Source organism: Salinivirga sp., from assembly GCF_055145285.1.
This window is the reverse complement of record NZ_JBSRDC010000059.1, coordinates 70512-96062: the sequence shown is the minus strand read 5'-3', so window position 1 is coordinate 96062 and position 25551 is coordinate 70512. Positions and strand designations below refer to the sequence as shown.

Sequence of the window (25551 nt, the reverse complement as noted above, 5' to 3'; positions counted from 1 at the left end):
ATTTTTATTTTTGTTGATGAATATCAGCCTATTCATGGTTTTTAGTTGTCAGGTGAATAAAAAACAACAGCTCATTCAAAAAATTGAACAAATAGAGCAAACCCTGAACGAAACAACTAAAAAAAGACCTCTGAACAAAAAGGAGGTAAAGGGCCTGCTTACATTATATAAAAACTTATACCGAGAAAACCCAAAAGACACGGTTGTTGCAGGTTATATAATGAATGCCGCTCAATACACAATGCATAGCCAGATGTATCAAAAAGCTGCTCACTATTACAATATTGTAGCAACAGACTTCACGAACACATCTCATTACCCAATGGCCTTATTCATGCAAGCCTTTGTTTATGATCAAGCTAATGATACAGCCAACGCCAAAATTTATTACAAAAAATTTATAAAAGAATTCCCCAATCATAAACTGACCGATGATGCACAACTTTCCTTGCAAAATCTTGGTAAAAATCTAAAAGAAATTGTAGATAGCTTTGACAAAAAAGCCCGAACAAATTAACCAAAACAGGAAAAACAAACTACCTGGAAACTTCAATGTTGTGCAGCTTAAAGGCGAGCGTGCCATCAGAGATGCCAAAAAGCTTGATGACAAAGCATTTGAAGGACATCAGAAAATCAGCATTCATGAGCTCAGTACCATTGCTGAACAAGTGGGCCTGTACGGTATTTTTCAGGATGAAAATATTGTTGCTGAAGCACAGCTCATGTTCGAGGATACTGACTTTTACAACCTTGAGTTCCAAAATTCGGCATATTGCTATGGCATAGCTGTAGATGCTGACTTTAGAGGCAAGGGGCTTGCCACCTCACTCATCAACATGATGGAAGAACAAGTCAGGCTGAATAGCAAAAATATATTATACCTCGCATCAAGACCAGAAAACTATGCAAGCCTGCAATTATGGTATAAACATGGATATAAAGTTTTTGATTATAAAGAGCGCTATTTTGGGCCTGATACCCGTGAGGACAGCAGGTTATTGCTATACAAATCACTTACGGAAAAATTAAACTTACAAAAAACACACATTGCCACGCTACAGTTAAAAAACACAATTTGGGATAATGATTTGAGATCGAGCCTCGTCGATCTTTTGTCGAAACATGGCGAAGTTACCGTTGAAATTATAACAGACAACAGGTTCATAAACTACCAGATTTATATAGACTAACCCTACACGTCATTTAGAAACGGTGTGCCGGCCATCATTAAGAAAACGAATAACTGGTAATTGCTTGCTCTTGTTAAAGATATCGAAGCCTCTTTTTAGATCAGCCCATAGTCCCAGTTTATCATTATCGCCCCGGTATTTATTTACAAGTGCTTCGTAATTATCCTTGTTTAAGCGCTTGGGGAAAATTGTAACCGGGATGTCTGCCTGACCTGAATTTTTAGCTTCTAAACACAACAGGTAAAGCTCTTTAATATAATAATCCGTAATTGGTATGCAGCCAATGGTAACGCAGGCACCATGAATGAATATATCCCCTCCGGGATTACGGTCACATCCAAATACACGATCAGAGTAGTTTGGATAATTTATACCTAATGATAGGTAAAAATTACTGTAAGGATTAAACCGGTCTATATGATAAAAACCCTCTGGTATCTGCCGGTCTCCCTGGCACCTCTTGGGCCCTATCTTTCCCGAGGTTCTGCAAATCTCATATTCCCTGATCAATGAATAAACAGTATCTGTTGCATTTTTGGCCCATAACTCAACTTTTTTCTCGGTTTTGAATGCTCTGATATATAGTCGAAGTTTTCCGGAATCCAGTCCTTTTTGCGAAAGCAAATTATTAATTCCCGGGCCCTTTTCAGCGTAAGCCTCCCTTACTCTTGGATAACGCTTCTGCTGTTGCTTAAAAGACTGGCCGGCAAGCTGAAACACAAGCAAAGACAGTATGACAACTAAAATATGTTTCGCCATAAATTTTGTTGCTTTTTCGGGAGAAAATCGGCTATTTTTCCTTAATCTCACTCAATTCCAGTACCAGTTTGGTAGTATCAATATTGGTGTATTCAAGTTTCACGAAACCATATTCTTCATGAAAATAAGATACCAGTTTTGTTTGACCGATACGGCTCGATGCCACAGCAGAAATCTCAATGCACTCTAAAGTTCCTAATGCTGTTTCAATTTCTTTGATATTGGTTATCTCATATTGATAGTTATTTTCAATCTGGCCTTCCCATTTTTTCCAACGCTCATCTCCCCAGGCATCGCCAATTTTCAATGACCATTCCCATTTATTTTCCACCTCATAAGGTGCCTGTACAAATGGAAAAGGATTTAACTCCAACATTCTAAACATTTTTGAACGGGGTGGATGTAACCAAATGTTTTTCTCATTTTCAATTACTCCTGTAGCCTCATTATACTGACTTTTGCCGTTGCGCTGCATGTAATGATACTCAATTATTGTTTGGTCATAATCAGGGAAATGCTCAATGAAAGGCTGAAGCCCTGGCCTGACTTTTAATATGACTTTTTCTACCGACATATCTGTTAGTCTGTCAGAATGCACAAGCTGCCAGGCATTAAATCGCTGCCTCGCTGGGAGTTGGGTAGCATCTTTTGTGGACTGAAAGAAATATTTATCGCCGTTTTTGGCCTGTAGATAATACTTGTAAACAAATTCGCTGCCCGGCGTAAAAACAATATTATTTGAAGTGTATCTATTTTCATCTTGAACCAATGTATCAAACTTTTCTACAAAAATGCCATTGTCATTCTCAAGGGCGTAATCGTATTCAATGGGTTTTTGTTTACAGCCAGGCAATAAAAACAGGGGCAATACGCACAATAATAAATTCTTCATTTGACAAAACATTAATTTAAATATCAGATAACTATCAATCAAAAATAGTAAAATGCATCTGTTTGCCAATAATATTCTTAAATGTTAATGCATCAGTCAATATATCCTTTTAAACTAAAATCCTTTTTGCCCGCCGGGTGTAATTACCTTTGTATCGTCGGGTTCAAACACGCATGATTTGCACGCGAGCTCTTCTGGTCGGGCCATCACTACAAGAATATCGTCTTTTAGCAGTTCGATGTTTTCCGATGGATTTGTAACCACCTCATCTCCGCGCTGAATGGCCAGAATAGGCTCATCAAAAACCTTCTCTTTTCGCAATTGCTCTATGGACTTATTACAAACAACAGAATCGGAATCTACCCGCACAGCACTAATTGTAAAGTTTGGTGAGAACGGCTTTGATGTTTCATATTCTCTATGGCGGAATAAGCCATATCCATTCTCGCGCATGTGAGCAGCCATTTGCCGCACATCCTCTTCGGGTACCAGGTTATGCTTGAGTACCCGCCTGAATATTTCCACTGCTGTTTCGAACTCCCCGGGTATTACATCACTTGCTCCTGCCTTGTATAAATGTTCGAGTTCCTCCACATGTTTGGTTCGAACAATGATATAGGCATTTTCTGTTAGTCTGCGAATATTTTGCAAAGCGGTATAAATAGATGAAGCGCTGCGAATTGTGATAACTACGGTGCCGGCCCGGTCCACACCAGCCTGTTTAAGTACAGCTATGTTTTCTGCATTACCAAAAATAATTGGCTCTCCATTCTTTTTCTCCTGTTGCACCAAATCAGCATCATTGTCGATTATCACATGGTCGATTTTTGCATATTCCGCAGCATGTGAAATATTGTGACCATTTTGCCCCATACCAATAACTACAAGATGATTTTCAAGTTTTTTAAAACTAATTACGCTACGTTCATCGCTATGTGTAATTAACCGTTTATGGTATAACCTTGAAGGAAGCCATTTTAACAACCACTGAGGTCCGGATTTTATTAGAAACGGAGATATCACCATGGTCATCAGTGCGACACTTAAAAACATCTGGTGGTAGTAAACCGATAGTAAATCGTACTGCCTGCCTGTTTGAGCCAGCAGGATACTAAATTCTCCTATCTGACTCAACGCCAACCCCATTATTAAGGCTACACCTGCCCTGTAACCTGAAGCATAAGCAGAAAATGTAACAATTGCCGTTTTAAGTACAAGTACAATCCCGGTTAAACCTATTATAACCCAGACATGATTTGCAATAAATTCCAGGTTCAGAAACATACCTATCAGCACAAAAAAGAAACTGGTAAAAATATCTCTGAAAGGGACAATATTACCAAAAGCTTCGTGATTGTAGTCTGTTTCTGATATAATTAAGCCAGCCAAAAAAGCTCCAAGGGCTAATGATAGCCCCAACATGGCTGTAAGCACAGCAACCCCAAATCCTAAGATTAGGATGGTGAGTATAAAAAAATCCTGCTTGTGTGTTCTTGCTACAATATGCAGCAATGGTGGTACAATATATCGTGAGCCTAATATTGTGAAAAGTATCAGCCCTGCTACCTTAACCAGCATCCATAAAAGCTCCGTGCCCGGCTGCTCCATACCACCTGTCAGAAAAGGTACAAGCAAAATCATTGGTACTACTATCAAATCCTGAAAAATCAGCAATCCCAGGCTACCCCTGCCGTATGGTTGAGCCATCAGGCTTTGTTCCTGCAAAACTTTCAGCACAATTGCTGTACTACTCAAAGCTGCCAGAAAACCAAAAAAAACGGATAACTGCCAGGCATATCCAGCCCAAAAAGTCAGCAAAAAGGTAATTGATGTGGTAAGAAATACCTGCAAACCACCACCTAAGAAAACGGTTTTACGTATTTGCATTAAATCTTTTATGGAAAACTCTATACCTATAGTAAAAAGCAAAAGCATGATACCTATCTCTGAAAGCAATTCCAGGTCATCGGGGTTGGTCTCAAGACCAAAAACATGCGGGCCCGCCAACACACCCGCCACAATAAAACCTAAAATAGAAGGGACATTGAACCGTTGAAATATAATATTCACCAACAGTGCCAATGAAAAAATAATTAATAAATCTATGAGTACCGGGAAATGCATAATTCTTTACATTAAATACAAATTTTATTAAATTGGTTCATTTGATGTGCATCATAATCTGGGCAACTATACAATTTACTCAAATGAAGTATGTAATTTCACGCCTTGTAAAAGCATAAAAATAAGCATAATTTTAGATTATCTTGAAAAACTCAATACACATAAAAGCTTTTGAGAAGCTAAGCAGGAAAATGAAGCAAACACTGGATGCCTCAGATATCAATATGCCACTTAACAGGGCTATTCAGAAATCATATGAACACAACCCGTGGTTCACACCTGAATTTACAAAAACAGCTTTGGGGAACATACTTCCCTGGCTTACGCACAAAAAACTTTCAAACTGGATTAATAAATACAACGCTCCTGATGAAAATCGAAAGGTTGGTATTATTATGGCCGGCAATATACCACTCGTTGGATTTCACGATTTCCTTTGCACACTTATGTCAGGGCATACTGCAATTATTAAACTTTCAGGGAAAGACAAATATTTGTTTCCTGTATTGGCAAACGAATTAATACAAATAGAACCCCATTACCAACAAAAAATAAAGTTTGTAGAAGAAATACCAAAAGACATTGATGCGCTCATTGCAACCGGAAGCGACAACACAGCAAGGTATTTTGATTATTATTACAAAAAAATCCCACGAATTATAAGAAAAAACAGAACCAGTGTAGCCGTACTTTCCGGTAAAGAATCCATAACGGAACTGACCTCCCTTGCAGATGATATCTGCACATTTTTCGGATTGGGATGTCGCAATATTTCTAAAATATACATACCAAACAACACTATTTTAGAGCGTCTGATTAAAGCACTCAGAAAATTCAACTGGATGCTCAATCATGAGCAATATGCCAGCAATATCAGGTACCAGAAAGCCCGGCTTAATGCACTCGATATACCCTGCATCGACGCGGGACCCGTGCTCTTAAGTAATGAAAAACACCTCAATAGTCAGGTCGGAATTGTGCACTTCGAGTATTATGATTCCATGAAAAATATGGAAAAAATATTACAACTAAATGCTGAAAAAATTCAATGTATAGTTGGAAATGAATCAATTAATTCCGTAAATTTAGGTAGTGCTCAAGAACCAGATATAGATGATTATGCAGACAATGTAGATACAATGAAATTCCTTACAGAACTGCCATGAGCGTAAATTTAAACCAGGCAAACGATGAAAAGGATTCTGCGATTTTCAATATTATCCAATGAAAAAAAGAGCTTTGTAAGAGAGCTTGAAATGTATCATTCGCATACATTGCTCGATTTACATAAAGCTATTCAAACGGCTTGTGACTATGACCAGGCACACCTGGCTTCATTTTTCCTGGTGAACGATAAATGGGAGAAACAGAAAGAATTCACCCTCATGCCAATGGATGTTAATTCAGGGCTTTATATCACAGAATATATGGGTGATGTACAGCTTAAAGATGTTTTCAGGCAACCCGGAGAAAAAATGCTTTACCTTTTCGACTACTTTTCAGAACGGGGATTTATGATTCTATTACGTGAAAAAATCAAAGCCAAACCTGCAGACCTTATTCCGAGATTATTGCATGCTGAAGGCACTCCGCCCCGGCAAATAAAAATGGGTGAAGCCTACATCGACAACCTACTCGATTCATTTTCAGAGAATTAAAAATCCGCATCTCTATTTTAATCTGAACACAACCTTTTCATAGAATCATTACCTTTGCAGCATGCAAAAAACATTGGTAGTAATTGCAGGCCCAACGGCTATTGGAAAAACCAACCTTACAATTAAGCTCGCAAAGAGCTACAACAGTGAAATAATTTCTGCTGATAGCCGTCAAATATTTAAAGAAATGACCATAGGTACAGCCGTTCCTGAACCTGAAGAGCTTGCGGCTGTTCCACATCACTTCATTCAGAATATCAGTATTCATGACCATTACAATGCCTCCACCTATGAGCACGAAGCATTGGCAAAACTGCAAGCTTTATTCGAACACCACGATATCATTTTTATGACCGGAGGAAGCGGTATGTATATCGAAGCTGTATGTACCGGCATTGACGATATGCCTGATATCGATTCTAAAATACGCAAGGAAGCCAAGAAGCTGCTTGAAAACGAAGGTATAGAAGCCTTGCAGAAAATCCTTAAAACAGTCGACCCCGATTATTTTACTGAAACTGACATTAGTAACCCCGCAAGGCTTATACGGGGCGTAGAAATATATTGGCAAACCGGTAAACCTTTTTCCTCTTTCAGAAAAAAACAAATCCGCCAAAGAGATTTCAATATCGTTAGAATTTCTCTGGATACAGACCGCCAGGAGTTGCATAACCGAATTAATCAGCGGGTCGATGAAATGATAAAAAAAGGACTTATCAATGAAGTAAAAAGCCTGTCCCAGTGGCAAGAGCTTGTGCCACTAAAAACGGTTGGTTACCAGGAAATATTCAAATACCTTAATGGAGAAATCTCACTTACTGAGGCCAAAGCATTAGTCAAACGTAACACACGAAGATATGCCCGCAAACAATTGTCGTGGTTCAGACGCAATAAGTCCACAGCATGGTTTGCACCAACCGAATTTGATACCATAAAAAAACATATAAACCATGCCCTCAAGTAAAAAAAAGCTATCTGAATTCAATATCAGAGTTTATGGCCTGATAATTAATGCTGAAAATAAGCTGCTACTTACCGATGAATACCGGTTAGGCCAATATATGACAAAATTTCCGGGTGGAGGACTTGAAAAAGGCGAAGGCACAATTGATTGCCTGCGCAGGGAGTTTATGGAAGAAACCGGACTGGAAATCAATAATATCTCGCACTATTACACCACCGACTTTTATCAAAAAGGATGGTTTTACGAAAACATGCAACTCATTTCAATTTACTATAAAGCTCAAATAATACAACCAGAAAGGCTGGTAGTAACTGATAAAAAAAACGATTTTAATCCAGCAAATAAAAACCCCCAAAGTTTCAGGTGGGTGCCCATTGCGGAATTGAATGAAGATGATTTAACTTTCCCGGTTGATAAGGTTGTTTTAAAAATGCTCCAACAGGAGCTCAACATTAGTGTCAAGTCAAGCTTAATCTGACGGGCCAAGTATTGTTCTTTTCATTTTTATCTGCGTTAAAAAATGTTTACAGAACGCTGCTATGCGCACATTTTTTGCCTTGCTAAAAATGAAAACTTCTTCAACTTACCCGTCATTTCAAGCATGAGATGACACTAGCCATTAATCATCAATAATGCGGTTATGGTTTTCATCCAGCCTTTTTTTCCAAATCTCACGGGCAAGTTTCTGATAATCAACATGGGTGTCTTTCTCATCCACTATCTCTATCCCGGTTAAGGTTTCAATAATGTCTTCCATAGTAACAATACCTTCTGTGCCGCCATATTCATCAATAACCAGCGCAATAAGGTCGTTTTTCTTCATCATAAGCTGAAAAAGTCTGGGAACCGGAATGCGCTCATACACCTTGGTAATTTCACGTTTCAATGTGTTGATTTTTACGTTGTGCTGGTCCTTCGCAACCTTTTCCAATATATCACTCTTAAGCACATAGCCGGTTATATTTTCTTTGTTTCCCTCATAAACCGGGATTCGCGAAAAATAAAGCTCATCGATTTGTTTAAAAAAATCTGCTGCTGTGTACGTGTCCGGCACACTTATCATTACTGGACGGGGTGTCATAATATCTTCTACTGAAACATCTCTGAGTTTCATGAGGTTATAAATAAAAGACGACTCATCTTTGCCTATAACGCCTTCTTTGTAACCAATAGAAGCCATTGTGGACAAGTCCTGCCTGCTAAAAGAATATGCCTGGCCTTTTCTGGCAATGATGCGGGTAATACGTTCAGACATTATTACAAACGGATAAGCTATGTACATAAAAACCTTGATGACAGGAACGGATACGAGGGCCAGATTTCGCCAATAAGTAGCGCCAATGGTTTTGGGGATTATTTCACTCAGCACTAAAATCAGCAATGTAAGAACGGCCGAAACAAGACCGAAATAAACCTCACCAAAAACTTTTGTCGCTTGAGCCCCTACTCCGGCTGCACCAATGGTATGAGCTATGGTGTTTATTGATAATATTGCTGATAATGGCCGGTCGATTGAATTTTTCAGATTTTTCAGGCTTTCTGCACCTTTCTTTTTCTCGGTCATTAAAATCTCAATATAGGATTCAGGAGTCGATAACAATACTGCTTCCAATATTGAGCAAAGGAAGGAAATACCTATTGCAATAAATAAATAAACAATTAATAAACCCATGCTACAAATATACCTTTCAATCGATTAAAACATAAAAAAAGAGCAGAAATTAACAGGTTATCTGATTTTTCGCCGCCCAAAACCCTTTTTTTCAATATGGTTGCCCACTTCAAATTGATCATCAGGCTCCAGCGGTGGGCCTGCCGGATCTATTAATTCACGCCCGTTTGCCCCTGGATGGCTAATTTTACTGTCAATTGGATATGCATTCATTAAATCTGCCGGAAATGGCCTGAGCATTTGTGTAATATAGCTTAGCGGTGTATCGGGGTTTAGCCAGCGTAATTCATCAGACTGATTTAAAATTACCGGACTTCTGTGGTGTGGTAATTTTTGCAGTAACTTATTTGCAGTTGTGGTAATAATGCTAAATGACAAAATTGTTTTATTTTCTTGCTTATCTTCCCACTGATCCCAAATCCCCGCAAATGCAAATGGTCTTACTTTATTTTTCAAATAAACTACATAGGGTTGCTTCAAACCTTCGTTGGTAGTACCTTCGATAAAAGCATCTGCTGGCACCAGGCATCGTTGTGTGCGAATGGGTTTCCTGAAAGCTGGTTTATTAATAATATCCTTACTTCCATTAAATTGCGGATCATTGGTTTTATTTCGGTCGCCTTCTGACCTTGCATTAAATAAATACATGGGTTTTTTGGCCCAAAATGGTGTAAGACCAAACCTGAAAAATTGTATCTGTTCGGGAGCATTGCTTGCTATTACGGGCGTCCAATCGCCGGGTGCGATATTGTAAGCAGACTCAAAAACGATGTCGTCAGTGATATTAACATTGAACCGTTCACCTAACTTTTCAATTCTTTGAGCTAAAATAAATCTGCCACACATGAGTTTGCCCCTGTATTTTACGGTTAAAAACCTTTTTCTATCACTCCCAGGTCAAGTAAGGTGTTGATTAATGATTGCCGATAGTTCTTTGATAATGGAACCTTTTCATTATTAATTAACGTAACCCTGCTTGGTTCCAGTGCATCAACCTGACTTATTGCAACAACATAATTTCGGTGGATTTGAATGAACAACCGAACAGGCAAATCATAGAGTAATACCCTGAGCGGAGTATTACTTATAACTTTTTCACGGAAAGTGTGCAATATTACATAATTTTTCCTGGCTTCGATATACATTATAGCCTCGTATGGAATACGCAGGCGTTCGTAATCGCTGCTTATTGTAATATATCCCGGTTCAGTTGCTTTTATCATGCAAATAAGGTATTGATCAAGTACAAATTACGAATATTTTTATAAACATTAAAAAAAAACAAACATTAAAACTCAAATACAGGTATTTTCACCTGCCTTTCGATTTATTTATAACAAATTATAAAGCATTTGTTGCATGTTCGCAATTGAACATTTCTTATGCACAATATATTCTTGCCACATAATTTCTTAAATTTGAGAAAATGTTAATCGCTCAAAATTAAAAGACCATGAAGTACATAAAAATTTTCACCCTTACTTTAGCCGTCCTTGTTTCGGGCTGCACACAAGGATCGGACTTTCAAAATTATTTTCTTGATAAAACCATGCGCTTCGATTACTTCCATACCGGAAATTCCAATGAAGAGCATTTTGCTTTTGATCAAATTGTGTCTGATGGCATCTGGGCAGGTAGTACAACTCAGCTAACAGATGAGCTTAAGCTGGGAAAATATTTTTTCAAAGTTATAGACAAACCCAGTGGCAAAACCATTTACTCAAAAGGCTTTGCAAGCATATATGGCGAATGGGAAACCACACCTGAAGCAAAAAAAGGCTGGGGTGCCTATCATGAATCAGTACGTTTTCCATGGCCCAAAAACGCTGCAAAATTGGTCATGATGAAACGCAATAAAAATTACAAATTTGAAAAAGTTTGGGAACACGATATAAAATCTGAACATTGGAGAACCAACCAGGCCGAGCCCGGTCAGTATTTAAAAACCAAGGATGTACACATTAGTGGTGATCCCAAACAGAAAGTTGATATTGTGTTGCTTAGTGAGGGTTACACAGCCAGTGAAATGGATAAATTTAACAAAGATGCGCAGGCATTTGCCAATGCCCTGCTGGGGACAGAACCATTTGCTTCGAGAAAGAACGATATTAATATTCGGCTTGTAGAAGTTCCTTCGCCACAATCTGGCTTAGCTCACCCACATCAGGATATTTACCGTCGCTCGGCCCTGAGTGTTTCATACGGAGCCTTCGATTCGGAACGATACGCCCTGGGGTTCGATAATAAAACCATTCGCGATGCAGCAGCAAATGCACCTTACGAGTATACTGCAATTATCATGAATGACAGCATTTACGGCGGTGGCGGAATCTACAACCTGTACATTACCGCAGCAGCTGATAATGCATTCAAAGACTATCTTTATGTCCACGAATTTGGGCACCACTTTGCCGACCTGGCCGATGAATATTATGCATCATCCACAGCCTACGAAATGGGTTCATCTATTCAGGAGCCCTGGGAACTGAATGTAACTACATACACCGAAAAAGATAAAATTAAGTGGGGTGATATGATTGATGAAGATATTCCGCTTCCTACACCATGGGGAAAAGAGGAATTTGATGCGCACAGCATTAAAACACAAAAAGAAAGAGAAAAACTACGGGCAGCAAAAACTCCCGAATCTGAAATGAACGAATTTTTTATAGCCCAAAGGGAATGGGAAGAAGAATACCTGAATAACATTAAATATGCCGGCAAAACCGGTTTGTATGAAGGAGCCCAGTACCACAGTCATGGTATTTACCGCTCAGCTCCTAACTGTATAATGTTTACCAGAACAGGGCATTTCTGTCCTGCTTGTCAGCGAGCCATTAATCTTGTAATCGATCAGAATACAAAATAAAGAATCAATAGCAGAAGCCGGAATCATTCCGGCTTCTACTTTTTCTCAAGCTCACGAAAAATCACTTCTTTCATCTTATCAAATTCCTCACGCTTAAACAAGCGGGTAAGGAAGATAATCTTACCTTTTCGGTCAATAATCACGTTCCGGGTAACACCGGCCTTCTTTAGTGCATATAGTCCAAAAATGTCAGCACCGGGATCCAGCGCCATCGGATAAGTTATTCCTGTACTTTTTATAAGCTCCTTCGCTTTTTCTGCAGGTTCATCCCGGTCAATACCGATAACTTTAAGTCCTTTATCTTTTCCGCGTTGCCAGATTTCCTTTTCAATAAATGGCATCTCACGACGACACACTCCACACCATGAAGCCGTAAATTGCAGCATAACCACATGGCCCCGTAAATCTGATAATTTATATGTTTTTCCTTCAACCTCATTAATGGTAAAATCCGGAGCCTTATCGCCCACTTTTACTTTATAGCCGTGCTCGTAAACCTGCTGTGCGCAAACACTACCTGTTAAAGTAAAAATAGCTAAGCAAATTGAAGTAATTAGTTTCATAATATTGTAGTTTTGGATACAAATATATCAATTAAGAGACCGAATGATATAATTCAGCTCGAAAAACAAACTAACCCGGCAAGTAATAAATAAGGCTGCCTTTTCAGACAGCCTCATTTTATATTACTCGCGTGTATTAACTTTCCACCCAGTTTTTAACATCTTCAGGCTTAGGGTTTTGCAGACCCATCTTGTGCTTTTTATTCATTCCACAAAGCTGCTGGTGTAATTTGTTGGGATTGGCTTCTTTAAGTTCAGCAACTGTAGTGAAACCGACTTTTTGCACCACTTCCACCCATTCTTCGGGTATGCCGATTTCAATAAACATTTCTGCCGGATCAACCTGGACTCTTTTCTCTGGGCGCATTTGTGGGAAAAACAATACGTCCTGAATGGAATTGGAGTTCGTCATAATCATAGACAAACGGTCAATGCCAATACCCAGGCCGGCTGTAGGTGGCATACCATATTCAATTGATTTCAGGAAATCTTCATCCAGCATCATGGCTTCATCATCGCCACGCTTAGCCAACATTAACTGTTCTTCGAAGCGTTTACGCTGATCAACCGGATCGTTAAGCTCAGAGTAAGCGTTGCATATTTCTTTACCATTCACTATGCCTTCAAAGCGCTCTACAAGACCTTCTTCAGAACGGTGCTTTTTGGCCAGGGGCGACATTTCTATCGGGTAATCAGTAATAAATGTAGGTTGTATTAGTTTGGCTTCACAGGTTTCGCCGAAAATCTCATCTATCAGTTTGCCTTTACCCATTGAATCGTCTATCTCCACATCAAGCTTTTTAGCTGTATCATTCAGTTGCTTTTCGTCCATTTTACTGATGTCGATACCCGTAAAATGCTCAATGGCTTCAAACATGGTAAATCGTTTCCATGGACGCTTAAAGTCTATTTCATGCGCTCCGACCTGTACTTTTGTAGAGCCGTGCAATTCAATGGCTATCTTTTCAACCATTTCCTCCACAAGTTCCATCATCCACTTGTAATCTTTATAAGCCACATACAACTCCATTTGAGTGAATTCGGGGTTGTGAAAACGACTCATACCCTCATTTCTGAAGTCTTTAGCAAATTCAAAAACGCCATCGTAACCACCTACGATTAATTTTTTCAAATATAATTCGTTGGCAATTCGGAGGTATAGTGTTTGGTCAAGTTTGTTGTGATGTGTTTTAAAAGGCTTTGCTGCAGCACCACCGTAAATGGGCTGCAATATTGGGGTTTCTACCTCAAGATAATCTTTGTCATTCAGAAAATTGCGCATGGTTTGCATTAACCTGGCACGTTTCTTAAAAGTGTCTCTTACCGGGGCATTTACAATTAAATCCAGGTAACGCTGACGATAGCGTTGTTCAGGATCAGCAAATGCATCATAAGTTTTCCCATCTTTTTCTTTTACCACTGGCAATGGACGTAAGGATTTGCTTAAAACAGTGAGATCGTTCACATTAACAGAAATTTCACCCATCCTTGTTTTAAATACTTTACCTTTCACGCCAATAATATCGCCGATATCGAGCAACTTCTTAAACACATTATTATAAAGAGTCTTGTCTTCATCCGGACATAACTCATCACGGTTAAAATAAAGTTGTATGCGGCCTTTCTCATCCTGCAGTTCTGCAAAAGAAGCTTTACCCATAATTCTGCGGCTCATTAACCGACCGGCAAGGGTAACCTCCTGCATATTTTCTTCTCCCTCCTTGTAACCATCCTTAACGTCCTGTGAATAGTGGGTTACATCATATTTAGCCGCCGGATAGGGATCTATTCCCATATTCTGAAGCTCTTCCAAAGCTTTTCGACGTATTACTTCCTGTTCGCTCAATTCTAAAAATCCCATATCAAAAAAATTTTCGGCAAAGATAGCTAAGTTTTCAATGGGTCGAAAATTTCAAAACCAAAATTCACAGGCAATTACTAAAATTCTTCTCCATTTAGCTTTTTTGCATTTTAATACCAGCGATTTTATGCCTATCTTTACGTTCTGTTTTGGGGTGCCGTACTGTTTCTCTTTTTATGCCAGGCCGGAACACCTTCGTGTCAGAAAAGTGCAGCATTATGGAAGAAAAAAAATGGGTTATTAAGGAAAAAGGCGATCCCGAAGTCATATCAAAACTAGCAAACGAACTTAATATAGATGAAATTTTAGCGCAATTATTAGTACAGCGCAATATTACTAATTATGACCAAGCCAAATCGTTTTTCCGTCCCGAACTAAAAGACCTCCACGACCCATTCCTGATGGTCGATATGGAAAAAGCCGTAGAACGGATTAATAAGGCGCTGAAAAACAATGAAAGAATATTAATTTATGGTGATTACGATGTTGATGGAACTACTTCGGTGGCCATAATGTATTCATTTCTTCACCAGTTTCATAAAAACATCGATTACTACATACCCGACAGATACAGTGAGGGTTACGGTATATCTGAAAAGAGCATCAATTACGCTGAAAAAGATAACGTATCCTTAATCATTGCACTCGATTGTGGTATTAAGGCCATTGACAAAATTGAATTAGCCAATCAAAAAAACATCGATTACGTTATTTGCGACCATCATACACCAGATGATACGCTACCCAATGCTCATGCAATTCTGGATCCTAAAAGAAAAGACAGCCCATACCCGTTCAAGGAACTATCCGGATGCGGTGTAGGCTTTAAACTCATACAGGCCTTTTTGTCGGCCAACAACATGGATATGAGCAAAGCGTATGAGTATCTGGATATTCTGGTAGTGAGTATCGCCTCAGATATTGTTCCGCTCATTGGCGAAAACCGTATAATGGCACATTATGGCCTAAAAAAAATCAACGAAAACCCATCAATGGCACTAATGGCTATTATGGAAGTATCAGAGCTCGACAAACACATTGTTATTTCAGACATTGTATTTAAAATTGGACCAAGGCTTAATGCAGCAGGCCGCATGGACAGCGGGCAAATGGCTGTAGACTTGCTGGTGTCGAAAGATTTGGAAGAAGCCAGAGCCATTAGTCAAAAAATAAACAATGAAAACAAGAGCCGTAAAGATGTAGACCGCCAGATAACCAAAGAAGCCCTTGATCTTGTGATGCAGGAAGGATTGGATTCCAAAAAATCCATCGTTTTGTTTAATCCCAATTGGTTAAAGGGCGTAATTGGAATTGTAGCCTCCCGATTGGTGGAGCACTATTACAAACCCACTATCATTTTTACACGGTCCAACGGACTTATAACAGGCTCAGCAAGGTCTGTTTTTGGCTTCAATATTTACGAAGCCATTACAGAATGTGGTGATTTGCTGGAAAACTATGGCGGTCACATGTATGCAGCAGGTCTGTCAATTAAAGAAGAAAATTTCAATATATTTAAATCGAGGTTCGAAGAAGTTGTGAACAAACGCATTAAGCCCGACCAAACAGTGCAAAAATTACATGCCGATGCGGTGATTTCACTGGACCAGATTACGCCTAAATTTTTCCGTATTCTCAAGCAATTTGAGCCCTTTGGCCCTGAAAACATGGCTCCGGTTTTTATTACTGAAAACCTGTGCGATTCGGGCTTCAGCCGTTGTGTGGGAAAAGACGGCAAACACCTTAAACTTATGTTGGCAGATAAAAAGGGCGGAGAAACGCTGTTCCCCAGCATTGCATTTAACCAGGCTGAGCACTGGCACAAAGTTGCTGATAAAACAAACTTCCATATATGTTACAACATCGACGAAAATACGTATCGGAATAAAACAACGCTTCAACTTCGCATCAAAGACATTCATTTTAATAAATATCATGGCCCAAAAGCGGTCAGCAATATTTCAAACACCAACACAAACAAATCCTCATGACTACCGAACAATTGAAATCACAGATAGACTACCTGTGGAACAACAGAGCTGAGATTAAAAAAACAGAAAATAAAAACACAATTGCCCGCGTAATAAAAATGTTGGATGAGGGCGAGATCAGAGTGGCAGAACCCACAGAAAATGGATGGATCATCAATGAATGGGTAAAAAAAGCTGTTGTACTCTATTTCCCAACAAGAGAAATGGAAACAATTAATGTAGCCCCATTTGAATTTCATGATAAGATTCCACTTAAAACCGGATACAAAGAAAAACAAGTGCGCGTAGTACCACATGCCATTGCCCGCCACGGGAGCTATGTGGCTCCGGGTGTAATAATGATGCCTTCCTACGTAAACATTGGTGCTTATGTAGACAGTGGTACTATGGTGGATACCTGGGCTACGGTGGGCTCTTGTGCTCAAATTGGACGCGATGTTCACCTAAGCGGTGGTGTAGGTATTGGGGGCGTTTTAGAACCCTTACAAGCCAGTCCGGTAATTGTTGAAGATGGCGCTTTCATTGGAAGCAGGTGCATTGTAGTAGAAGGTATACACATCAAAAAAGAAGCCGTTTTGGGAGCCAATGTGGTTTTGACCAAATCAACAAAAATTATTGATGTTACAGGTTCTGAACCCAAAGAATATACAGGTATGATTCCGGAACGCTCAGTGGTAATACCTGGAAGTTATCCCAAAAAGTTCAATGCAGGAACTTACAATGTACCCTGTGCACTGATTATCGGACAACGAAAACCCAGTACCGATAAAAAGACATCTTTAAATGATGCGCTTAGAGATTATGAAGTAGCCGTGTAACTTTTAACGCTTTCACTATGAACGAAGACATAAAAAAAGCTAAAGAAGCATTGATAAATGGCGGGATCATTTGTTATCCGACAGATACAATCTGGGGGCTTGGTTGTGATGCCACAAACCCCAAAGCTGTAGAAAACCTATTCAAAATTAAAAAGCGAGATACCAGCAAAAGCATGCTCATTCTGCTTAATGATATTGGCCGTGTAGCTTCTTACATTGAAGAAATGCCTGATGTGGCCTACGACCTCTATGAAGCAGCCACATCTCCACTCACATTAATTTTGCCAAAAGCCAAAAATCTGGCACCCAACCTCATTGCCGATGATGGTACAATTGGTATACGTATAGTTAATCACCCATGGTGTAATAAGTTGCTTCAACAATTTAAAAAGCCCATTGTATCTACTTCGGCTAACTTTACTGGTGAAGCACCTGCCAAAATTTTCGATGAAATCAATGAACAAATCCTCGATCAATGTAATTATGTGGCGGAATATGACCGGGAAAACACCATGGCACAAAAAGCCTCTTCTATTATTAAACTTGGTGCAGGTGGTGAAATTGAGATTATTCGCGAATAATACGCTTTGCTACTTCGGGCGAGGGCAGCTGGCAGGTCTTTGGATCAGGGAACCACTTTTTGCGATTACGTGCAATCCATCGATAAACCCCATTGGTAATACTTTTTGGGAAAAATTTAAAAACCAATAAAAATCGCCAAACTGTTTTCAGGTGCCTTAATATGTTAAATGCTGCTTCTGATTCGGTATAGACCTGACCATCCTCCAGTAGTACAACGCTCTCTGCATTAAGCAAATCACCATCTAAATAGCGATCAGCAGTTTTAGATTGCAGTGGGCAAAATAAAAAATGCTTATAACGATCACGTTTGATGATAAATTTCACACTGCGACTACATAAACCACAGTTACCATCAAAAAAAACAATAGGTTTATTTATCAATTTCTGTTTCAATAAGTTTTACAAGTCTTTTAAACTCTTCTTTATTGAAACCGATATGGGTATAAATAAGTTTTCCAGTGGGACCAATTAAATAATTGCGGGGGATATATTTTTCAGCATACAGACTATAAATACTGCGTTTGGGATCGGCGGCTATATGGAAAGAAAATTTCTTTTGCTCGTTAAAAAGCTCCAGCTCATTAATGTTGTGCTCGCGTCCAATGGCTATTACAACCAAATCGTCTCCTGCAAGATGCTGTTGAATATACTTTTCCATAAGTGGCATTTCTTCCATGCAAGGCTTGCACCAGGTAGCGAAAAAATTCACCAAAACATATTTACCTTCAAGATCATCAAGGCAGATTGTTTTATCATTAATGGTTTTCACAGTGAAACCGGGAGCTTCATCTCCCTTGGTAACTACATCATAGGACTCCTGCCCGTAAGCATGAAAAGATAGTAACGTTAAAAATAATACGTATGAATAAAATTTCACTGTGTTGATTTTGATTTACCTTTTGCTGAAAAACATAAGGCAAACTACATGCCAAGCTCCTGTGTGAAAACATACAAAACTCAAAAGCAACCATTTAAGCAAAACAGTACTTTTTCAAAAAACTAACAATATGCTGCATAACGGAGTCAAAAAGCTGTTGGTGATGACACAGAAATTGCTTTAACGAATGCGGGTGGCAAATCGTGATACATCCTACAATTGACAAAACGCCCGTAGAACTTTGTATACGAAAAGTGAGGGCCTCGCTCGAAGCAAGACCCTAACTAAAAAAAGTTTAAAATTTTCTGAGGCTATCTTATTATATCTCTTTAAAAAAACTCCTGCGGAAATAGAAATGTGGTGACATCAGGCTTTTGAAACATCATCCGTAACAAAAAAATAGTTTTTTTCCTGGTACTATATAGTGTTTCTTAAAAAACGCATATTTTTTCTGTGTGCGTAATAATAAAACTTCAAGAACAAAGCCTGTCCCGAGAATCGGGAGCTTGTTCATTTTGAAAATCAAGGAGTCCCGAGAATCGGGATGACTGTTTTAAAAATGGACATAACGCCGTTATTGGACTTTTCTTATACGCACTATATAGAAGCAATTATCTTTTTAACCACTGCGGATGCTCCATCATAAATTTGACCAATATTGGCATCCAGCATGTAACATGGGGAAGAAAAAAGTTTGTTTTTTTCATCAACAACCACCTCACCATGTGTTGTCTCGCTATGCTTTCCTCCCATGCTGTTAATGGCTTTTATGGTTTCGGGATCAGATCCTATGGTAACTTCTACATCTTTCAGTACCCTTGTAACTATAACAGGTGCAATACAGAGTGCTCCAATAGGTTTTTTCTGACCATGGGCTTCCTTTATAACACGCTCAACTTCAGCATCAACGGTACACTCAGGTCCATCTTTGGCAAATGAGCATAAATTTTTAGCCGCGCCAAATCCTCCCGGGAAAATAATGGCATCGTAATCTTTCATCTCAAGCTTGTCAAGGGGTTGAATATCACCACGGGCAATACGCGCTGCTTCAACAAGCACGTTGCGGTTCTCATTCATCTCTTTTCCACTAAAATGATTGATAACATGCATGTGATCAATATCAGGGGCAAAGCATTGGTATGTAGCTCCCTCCTGGTGAATCGCCAGCATAGTCATAGTGGTTTCATGAACTTCGGCGCCATCGTAAACGCCACTTCCGGAAAGTACAATTGCTATATTCATCTGATAATCTTTTATTGTTTTATACGAAATTAGAGAATTTCGACTTCAAAACAAAAAGATTAACTTTAAAGCAGAATTAGACTACATGAAAAAACAAAAGATACACTTTATAGCCATTGGTGGCAGTGCAATGCACAACCTGGCCATCGCTTTGCACAAAAAGGGCCATCAGGTTACCGGAAGCGATGACGAAATATTTGATCCCTCTCGAAGCAGGCTCGCTCAATATAAATTACTCCCGGAAGCTGAAGGATGGCATCCCGAAACAATAACAAAAGAACTGGATGCCGTAATCTTGGGAATGCACGCAAAAAAAGACAATCCCGAACTCGCCAAAGCAATAAATATTGGCTTGCCAGTATATTCATACCCTGAATATTTGTATGAGCAAACCAAAAACAAAAAGCGTGTAGCAATTGCAGGAAGCCATGGAAAAACAACTACTACAGCCATGGTAATGCATGTGCTAAGATATGCGAACATAAGTTTCGACTACATGGTGGGCGCAGCGCTTGAGGGCTTTGAAACTATGGTAAACCTGGAAGAAGAAAACAACATTGCAATATTTGAAGCTGACGAATATCTTTCATCACCAATTGATATGCGCTCGAAATTTTTGTGGTACAAACCACACATTTCTGTTATTACCGGTATAGCATGGGACCATATTAACGTTTTTCCGGATTTCGGCTCATATATCGATACTTTTAAAAAATTCCTCGAAACCATCCCGTCCGGGGGCAAAGTATTCTACTTTAAAAATGATTCTGAATTATGCCAAATTATTAATACCAATTCACAAATAAAAACCATTCCCTACAGCGGATTTAAAGGCACATATAGCAGCACCGGCACAACTATAAAAATGGGAGTTCAACAAGCAAAAGTGCCTGTTTTTGGTGAACATAATTTACAAAACCTGCATGCTGCTTACTATATATTAAAGGAACTCGGCATTGACGACACAACTTTCCTGGCTGCCATTCAGAGCTTCAAAGGAGCGGCAAGAAGATTACAAACACTAATTGACGGGCAAAATCCGGTATATTTCGATTTCGCACACGCTCCCTCGAAAGTAAAAGCAACCATAAAAGCCATTAAAGAAAAACATCCCAATAAACCACTGCTTGCGTGTTTGGAACTTCACACATTTAGCAGCCTTAACCAAAAATTTATTCCACATTATCGTGAAACAATGAAACCGGCCGAGGAAGCTATTGTGTATTTTAACCCACATACCCTCGCACACAAAGGGATGCCTTCGCTCGACAAAACCTTCATATCCGATTCCTTCAACCACAAAAACCTTTCTGTTTCAAGAACATCAGAGGATATACTTAACCAAATTGAGCACGCACACAATAAAGGATATATCGTACTTATAATGACTTCGGGAAACTTTGACGGGGTTGATTTCAAAACATGGACAACCACATTACAATAAAAAGATCTTTGTTACGTTTTCTAATAAAGCGCGCGCTACTTTTTATTCATTTAAAAGTGGGAACTATGAGAAATAATAGTAAAAACAACCTCGAGAATAAGAAGACGCTTTTCTTTGAAATGGGTCTTGTCACTGTGCTTGGTCTGCTTCTGGTAGCATTTAACTGGAATACAACACAGAGAGCAGTCGAAGATCTGGGATCTATAACAGCGGTATCACTTGAAGACGATATGGTGCAGCGAACCATACAAGAAGAAATAAAGCCACCACCTCCCCCACCCGCAAAAGTAACCATAGCAGAATTAAAAATTATAGACAACACCGGGGAAGATGATGACTTTGACATTGAAACAGAGTTTTTTGCCGAAAAGGCTATAAAACAGACCGAAATTAAGCCAGAACCAGAAACTGAGGAAAAAGAAGACCATCCTTTTGTATGGGTTCCATCTCAAAAAGCCCAATTTCCCGGCGGTGAGGCAGCACGATTGCAATACCTGCGAAGTGAACTTAAATATCCCCCAATAGCCAGGGAAAATGATATCTGCGGACGTGTGCATATACAGTTTAAAGTAGGGGCTTACGGTGAAATAATGGAAATAAAGGTGCTTCGAAGCCCTGACCCGCTGTTAACTAAAGAGGCTTTAAGGGTAGTGAAAAACATGCCACGTTGGGAGCCTGCAAAGCAAGGTGGACAAAGAGTTGTGACAATAGTTAGCATTCCGATACTTTTCAGTTTAAAGTAAAATAGACATTTTTCGCAGTATGTTTGGTATAAAATGTGTGCCTATAAAAGTAACATGGTATTTACATAATCGTATAATCTAATACATTACAGCAACTTATAAGAGAAATGTTTTAGATAAGGAAAACAAGAAAACGTTTTCTTTGCCAATAGAAAAGTATTAATTATTTTAGCAGCAAAATCACAGAAACTATGGAAGTAAAAAAGAATCCAAAAGTAAACCTTGAAAAAGGACGCGGCATGCTCATGCTAGCAGGGCTTGTATCTGTATTGGGCTTGTTGCTTGTTGCTTTCAACTGGAACAGTTCAACTGGTTCAGCTGAAGATCTCGGACAAGTAATGGACGTCAGTATGGAGGAAGAAATGATTCAGACGCAACGTCAGGAAAAAGTTGAACCACCGCCACCACCACCCAAGAAAAAGGTAATTGAGGAGCTTACAGTTGTAGATAACGAAGAAGATCTTGATGACGAGCTTGATATCGACACAGAAGCTGACGAAGAGACCATGATCGAACAAACCGACATTGTGATTGAAGAAGAGGTTGAGGAAGAAGAGCCGGAAATTTTCATGGTTGTGGAACAAATGCCAGAATTCCCGGGAGGACAGCAGGAGTTATTTAGATATATCAGCCAGAATATAGAATATCCCGCTATAGCCAAAGAAAACGGAATACAAGGTAAAGTATTTATTCAGTTTGTTGTTGGGAAAGACGGTTCTATTAATAATGTAACTGTGCTTCGTGGTGTAGACCCTTCACTGGACAAAGAAGCTGTAAGGGTTGTAAAGAGCATGCCCAAATGGAAGCCCGGTAAGCAGCGCGGTAAACCAGTTTATGTGAGGTACCAGGTACCAATTAATTTCAAACTTCAATAGTTTTTCAATATAAAACATAAAAAAACTCCGGCACAACCGGAGTTTTTTTATGTATAAATGGTGGCATTTGCCATCCTTTATTGTTTATAGATACAACGCTTTTATTCAATTTCCAGGTTGGTCATCTCTTCAGTCATTTCATAATCATAATCCGGATACTCATAAATGGGCATTCTGTATTCAGTCTCGCCAATTGAATATCCGTATACGGATAAATATTCATTTATATTCTCTCCCATCTCTTCAAGCTCCTCGAGATATTGACCAATAGGTTTTGATTCTACTATGTGGAATTTTCCCATTTTTTCAATAATTGGACTGTGTGAGCGAGTGTGGTCATGGTCAAATTCCAATACCCTTTTACCAAACCTCGTGATACCAATTACACGGTAAGTTAAGCTCTTACCAACTCCCGGAAGGTTTAAAACATTTCGGTCTGTTGCCAAAAACGGAATATTGAGTTTATTTCTAAGCTCTTCAATTTGACTGATCATATTTTCTGCATTCACCGGAAATGAACGAATGGTATCGTACTCCTCCTCCGGAATCTTTCCAAGCAATTTTTCTTCTTGTTGCTCTTGCATAGCCCGCTCATTTGTAGCAAAATTGTGGCTGTTTTCCATAAAACCTTTCACAGAAAAGGTATAGTAAGTAAGCACACCTATATCATTTAAGACCTTACGTAGTTTGGCCGTATGTCCGCGGCGCGAAGCTGCCGTGGTAAACACCTGTTGGTTGGTTACTGTCCAGCCTGCTGAGATAAGTCTTTCTATACCCTGCTTCACAATGGGTGTTACCTCCATGGCTGATTCAAAATGGGTTTGAATTACAAACTGTTTAAACCCTGTTTTAGCAGCCTTTTGCTTAAATTCGGACAGGATTTCAATTAATTCCGGAGTAATTCGCTGTGGCAAATAAATAGGTAACCTGGTTCCCAGGCGTATTCTTAGCATTTCAGCATACTTCTCTCCTTGTGGCCGCTCTTTATTGGCTTCTCTTTTTCTCAATGCCATTTCATAAACCTCATCAAGGATATGTTTCAGTGAACGGTCGCTGCTCATAAGCGCATCGCCACCTGTGATCAAAATGTCGCGAAGCTGCGAATCGTTTTCGAAATACGCCATCAGGCGTTTGAGTTTATCAGACCATTTCTCGTTGGGCTGGAGTTTATCAAGATTAAAATTAAGGTGCCCGCTCTGGAAGTCATACATTCTTTGACATGAAGAGCAGAGGCCGGCACATGCACGTCCTACAGTATCGGGTATTAAAATAGCTACTTCCGGATAACGGCGGTGCACATTATGTTGTGATGGTAAAATCCAACCTGCAGCATTAGGCTTACCCGGTTCTACAATATCTTCTTTTTCCCAGGCCTGAATTTCACCAAATTCATTCACTAATTGCCGCGAATAAAAGATATAGTCGCGTATGGGCAAGTCTGCACCCACATGCTCAGTATGATCAACACTTACCAGTGACAGGTAATACGGATTAACAAAAAAGGGTATGCCGGCCGCTTTAGCATCCTGCATTATAATAAGTGTTTCTTTATTAAGCGAGTGGTCGAGCAGTTCATCTATAAGCTCGGGTGAACGTGCTGCAAATTTTAAATGGAATATACGGTCATTCCACCACTCATCACGCGCACGCTGCAGGTTTTCTTCAAACGATTTTGAGTTGTCGTATTTGTATTTTGGGTCGTTTATTTCCCCTGATTCCATTTTTTTGAGAAATACCGATAAAATACGATCCCTGTTTTTATCATGTTCTTTTTTAATATCGTCGTCAAGCCCGGACGGGTGTCGATCCATCCAGTTTCTGACTTTTTTCAAAGTGGGTTTTTCTTCTTTTAGAGTTCCATTCAATTGGCGGAAAAGATACAGCATATCGAGATAAAAATAATACATAGCTCCGCCTCTTCCACTTTGATAGGCCTCCCACATTATACTGAACGGATCAAGGATTGATTCATCGGCCAGCAAAAGACTGGGATCCTGTATACTTCTACCTGTATGCTGAATATAATCATAAAGTCTTATGGCAGCCTTATCCTGCCAATTCAATTTTTCAAATGCAATACGTTTATCAATGTCCTTAAACAAAAAATTGCTTGCCGGATTACTGCCATTAATTAACTCTTCAGCCCAGCTTGCCATAGCTTCGCGGGCTTGCTCCGCACTTTCTGATTTTTTTAAAATTTCCTTTAATCGGGGATTCTCCTCCAATAACGTATGAAACACGCGTTGGGCCTTTGGTCTAATTGCAATTTTGTTAAGGTCTCTATCCATTACATTTCAGGTTTTATGATTGATTTTACTTAATAAACAAATACAACAAACGGAAGTTCGATCAGACTTTCTCCGACAGAAAGTACATGAACATTTTTTGCCAATTTCGCGCGAAATTACAAATAATTCAACCCAAATC

General features: G+C 39.3%; 25 protein-coding genes. 13 read left to right on the top strand and 12 right to left on the bottom strand.

All coding sequences use genetic code 11. The features are described 5' to 3' along the window. Positions 1-16 precede the first annotated feature (16 nt). Together ACTB0Y_RS11580 and ACTB0Y_RS11575 are read left to right on the top strand one after the other, a co-directional pair. A complete protein-coding gene (locus ACTB0Y_RS11580; RefSeq protein WP_463206980.1) occupies positions 17-517 on the top strand; it encodes a tetratricopeptide repeat protein in 501 nt (166 codons plus the stop codon). After that, positions 492-1190 carry a GNAT family N-acetyltransferase gene (locus ACTB0Y_RS11575; RefSeq protein WP_463206979.1) on the top strand — a complete coding sequence of 233 codons (699 nt, stop codon included), beginning with the start codon at positions 492-494 and terminating at the stop codon, positions 1188-1190. The genes ACTB0Y_RS11580 and ACTB0Y_RS11575 overlap by 26 nt, the downstream gene beginning before the upstream one ends. Positions 1191-1199: 9 nt before the next feature. Here the strand turns inward: ACTB0Y_RS11575 and ACTB0Y_RS11570 are convergent, their stop codons facing one another. From ACTB0Y_RS11570 to ACTB0Y_RS11560, 3 genes are all read right to left on the bottom strand, one after another. Then, a complete protein-coding gene (locus ACTB0Y_RS11570; protein ID WP_463206978.1) occupies positions 1200-1949 on the bottom strand; it encodes a L,D-transpeptidase family protein in 750 nt (249 codons plus the stop codon). Between the two features lie 31 nt (positions 1950-1980). Continuing rightward, the gene (locus ACTB0Y_RS11565; protein ID WP_463206977.1) at positions 1981-2841 is read right to left on the bottom strand and encodes a hypothetical protein; all 861 of its coding nucleotides are present in this window, start codon (positions 2839-2841) and stop codon (positions 1981-1983) included. 114 nt (positions 2842-2955) lie between these two features. Continuing rightward, positions 2956-4965, bottom strand: coding sequence for a cation:proton antiporter domain-containing protein (locus tag ACTB0Y_RS11560; RefSeq protein WP_463206976.1), 2010 nt, complete (start codon positions 4963-4965; stop codon positions 2956-2958). Positions 4966-5156: 191 nt separating this feature from the next. Between ACTB0Y_RS11560 and ACTB0Y_RS11555 the strand changes: the two genes are divergently transcribed. The 4 genes from ACTB0Y_RS11555 (at position 5157) to ACTB0Y_RS11540 (ending at position 8065) form a co-directional block, all read left to right on the top strand. Continuing rightward, entirely contained in the window at positions 5157-6131 is a 975-nt protein-coding gene (locus ACTB0Y_RS11555) for an acyl-CoA reductase (RefSeq protein ID WP_463206975.1), read from the top strand. Positions 6132-6155: 24 nt separating this feature from the next. After that, positions 6156-6623 carry an IS1096 element passenger TnpR family protein gene (locus ACTB0Y_RS11550; RefSeq protein WP_463206974.1) on the top strand — a complete coding sequence of 156 codons (468 nt, stop codon included), beginning with the start codon at positions 6156-6158 and terminating at the stop codon, positions 6621-6623. A 61-nt stretch (positions 6624-6684) separates the two neighbouring features. Then, positions 6685-7587 carry a tRNA (adenosine(37)-N6)-dimethylallyltransferase MiaA gene (gene miaA / locus ACTB0Y_RS11545; protein WP_463206973.1) on the top strand — a complete coding sequence of 301 codons (903 nt, stop codon included), beginning with the start codon at positions 6685-6687 and terminating at the stop codon, positions 7585-7587. Next, positions 7574-8065: an NUDIX hydrolase gene (locus tag ACTB0Y_RS11540; RefSeq protein ID WP_463206972.1), complete on the top strand. Its 492-nt coding sequence runs from the start codon at positions 7574-7576 to the stop codon at positions 8063-8065. Before miaA ends, ACTB0Y_RS11540 begins: the two co-directional genes overlap by 14 nt. Positions 8066-8206: 141 nt before the next feature. Here ACTB0Y_RS11540 and ACTB0Y_RS11535 read toward each other — a convergent pair whose 3' ends face one another. From ACTB0Y_RS11535 to ACTB0Y_RS11525, 3 genes are read right to left on the bottom strand one after another with little or no spacing between them, the layout of a single operon-like run. Further along, a complete protein-coding gene (locus tag ACTB0Y_RS11535; RefSeq protein WP_463206971.1) occupies positions 8207-9259 on the bottom strand; it encodes a hemolysin family protein in 1053 nt (350 codons plus the stop codon). 57 nt (positions 9260-9316) lie between these two features. Next, positions 9317-10105, bottom strand: coding sequence for an SOS response-associated peptidase (locus ACTB0Y_RS11530; protein WP_463206970.1), 789 nt, complete (start codon positions 10103-10105; stop codon positions 9317-9319). A gap of 23 nt (positions 10106-10128) precedes the next feature. After that, positions 10129-10482 carry a LytR/AlgR family response regulator transcription factor gene (locus tag ACTB0Y_RS11525; protein ID WP_463206969.1) on the bottom strand — a complete coding sequence of 118 codons (354 nt, stop codon included), beginning with the start codon at positions 10480-10482 and terminating at the stop codon, positions 10129-10131. A 230-nt stretch (positions 10483-10712) separates the two neighbouring features. On the opposite strand from ACTB0Y_RS11525, the gene ACTB0Y_RS11520 reads away from it, so the two are divergent. Then, a complete protein-coding gene (locus tag ACTB0Y_RS11520; RefSeq protein ID WP_463206968.1) occupies positions 10713-12128 on the top strand; it encodes a M64 family metallopeptidase in 1416 nt (471 codons plus the stop codon). Positions 12129-12163: 35 nt separating this feature from the next. Here ACTB0Y_RS11520 and ACTB0Y_RS11515 read toward each other — a convergent pair whose 3' ends face one another. Then, entirely contained in the window at positions 12164-12691 is a 528-nt protein-coding gene (locus ACTB0Y_RS11515; RefSeq protein ID WP_463206967.1) for a TlpA family protein disulfide reductase, read from the bottom strand. Positions 12692-12827: 136 nt separating this feature from the next. Beyond that, positions 12828-14552, bottom strand: coding sequence for a lysine--tRNA ligase (gene lysS / locus ACTB0Y_RS11510; RefSeq protein WP_463206966.1), 1725 nt, complete (start codon positions 14550-14552; stop codon positions 12828-12830). A gap of 218 nt (positions 14553-14770) precedes the next feature. Here lysS and recJ point away from each other — a divergent pair, with 218 nt between their 5' ends. From recJ to ACTB0Y_RS11495, 3 genes are read left to right on the top strand one after another with little or no spacing between them, the layout of a single operon-like run. After that, positions 14771-16543: a single-stranded-DNA-specific exonuclease RecJ gene (gene recJ, locus ACTB0Y_RS11505; RefSeq protein ID WP_463206965.1), complete on the top strand. Its 1773-nt coding sequence runs from the start codon at positions 14771-14773 to the stop codon at positions 16541-16543. Further along, the gene (locus tag ACTB0Y_RS11500) at positions 16540-17361 is read left to right on the top strand and encodes a 2,3,4,5-tetrahydropyridine-2,6-dicarboxylate N-succinyltransferase (protein ID WP_463206964.1); all 822 of its coding nucleotides are present in this window, start codon (positions 16540-16542) and stop codon (positions 17359-17361) included. The genes recJ and ACTB0Y_RS11500 overlap by 4 nt, the downstream gene beginning before the upstream one ends. A 17-nt stretch (positions 17362-17378) precedes the next feature. Continuing rightward, entirely contained in the window at positions 17379-17942 is a 564-nt protein-coding gene (locus ACTB0Y_RS11495) for an L-threonylcarbamoyladenylate synthase (RefSeq protein WP_463206963.1), read from the top strand. On the opposite strand, the gene ACTB0Y_RS11490 is transcribed toward ACTB0Y_RS11495, so the two are convergent. The 3 genes from ACTB0Y_RS11490 to elbB form a co-directional block, all read right to left on the bottom strand. Next, the gene (locus ACTB0Y_RS11490) at positions 17929-18324 is read right to left on the bottom strand and encodes a thiol-disulfide oxidoreductase DCC family protein (protein WP_463207070.1); all 396 of its coding nucleotides are present in this window, start codon (positions 18322-18324) and stop codon (positions 17929-17931) included. The two genes, ACTB0Y_RS11495 and ACTB0Y_RS11490, sit on opposite strands and share 14 nt — an antisense overlap. Next, the gene (locus ACTB0Y_RS11485) at positions 18314-18820 is read right to left on the bottom strand and encodes a TlpA family protein disulfide reductase (RefSeq protein ID WP_463206962.1); all 507 of its coding nucleotides are present in this window, start codon (positions 18818-18820) and stop codon (positions 18314-18316) included. The genes ACTB0Y_RS11490 and ACTB0Y_RS11485 overlap by 11 nt, the downstream gene beginning before the upstream one ends. 597 nt (positions 18821-19417) lie before the next feature. Further along, a complete protein-coding gene (gene elbB / locus ACTB0Y_RS11480) occupies positions 19418-20062 on the bottom strand; it encodes an isoprenoid biosynthesis glyoxalase ElbB (RefSeq protein WP_463206961.1) in 645 nt (214 codons plus the stop codon). Positions 20063-20147: 85 nt separating this feature from the next. Here elbB and ACTB0Y_RS11475 point away from each other — a divergent pair, with 85 nt between their 5' ends. From ACTB0Y_RS11475 to ACTB0Y_RS11465, 3 genes are all read left to right on the top strand, one after another. Next, positions 20148-21506 carry a UDP-N-acetylmuramate--L-alanine ligase gene (locus ACTB0Y_RS11475; protein ID WP_463206960.1) on the top strand — a complete coding sequence of 453 codons (1359 nt, stop codon included), beginning with the start codon at positions 20148-20150 and terminating at the stop codon, positions 21504-21506. A gap of 65 nt (positions 21507-21571) precedes the next feature. Next, positions 21572-22249 (top strand): energy transducer TonB, encoded by a 678-nt coding sequence (locus ACTB0Y_RS11470; RefSeq protein ID WP_463206959.1) that lies wholly within the window; start codon positions 21572-21574, stop codon positions 22247-22249. A gap of 191 nt (positions 22250-22440) precedes the next feature. Beyond that, positions 22441-23124: an energy transducer TonB gene (locus ACTB0Y_RS11465; protein WP_463206958.1), complete on the top strand. Its 684-nt coding sequence runs from the start codon at positions 22441-22443 to the stop codon at positions 23122-23124. 101 nt (positions 23125-23225) lie between these two features. Here ACTB0Y_RS11465 and ACTB0Y_RS11460 read toward each other — a convergent pair whose 3' ends face one another. Next, positions 23226-25412 carry a KamA family radical SAM protein gene (locus ACTB0Y_RS11460; protein ID WP_463206957.1) on the bottom strand — a complete coding sequence of 729 codons (2187 nt, stop codon included), beginning with the start codon at positions 25410-25412 and terminating at the stop codon, positions 23226-23228. Positions 25413-25551: the final 139 nt, after the last annotated feature.